Genomic DNA, 535 nt, shown 5'->3' with positions numbered 1-535 from the left:
ACGACGCTGTCGCGGATGAGGCGGACATGCGCGCCGCGCTCCACGATGCCGTCCTGCACGCGGCAACCCGCGACCTTGCCGACCTTCGAGACCTCGAAGACCTCCTGGATGGTCGCCTCGCCGAGGCGCTCCTCCCGCAGGGTGGGCGGCAGCATCCCCGACAGCGTGGCTTTGATGTCGTCCACGAGGTCGTAGATGATGTTGTAGTAGCGGATATCGATCCCGGCCCGCTCGGCGGCCTCGCGGGCCTCCTTGAGGGCGCGCACGTTGAAGCCGATCACGACCGCCTTCGACGCCTGCGCCAGGGTGATGTCCGACTCGGTGATGCCGCCGACGCCCGACAGGAGGATGCGGGCCGCGACCTCGCCGTTGCCGAGCTTCTCCAGGGCGCCCGAGATCGCCTCGACCGAACCCTGCACGTCGCCCTTGATGACGACCGGCAGCTCCTTGCGGCCGGCGCCTTCCTTGAGGTCGCGCATCATGTCGACCAGCGAGCGGTTGGCACCGCCGGTGCGGGCGTTCTGCCGCTCGCGCT

At 69.5% G+C, this 535-nt stretch carries 1 protein-coding gene; it reads right to left on the bottom strand.

Annotation, left to right across the window (positions count from 1 at the left end; translation table 11 throughout):
* A partial coding sequence (locus ACTXGO_RS16140; protein WP_459112952.1) for a translation initiation factor IF-2 occupies positions 1 to 535 on the bottom strand: 535 nt, incomplete at both ends.

The organism is Psychrobacter sp. T6-1, from assembly GCF_052258445.1.
Note: the sequence above shows the minus strand (reverse complement) of the source record. Positions and strands in the feature narration are given on the sequence as shown.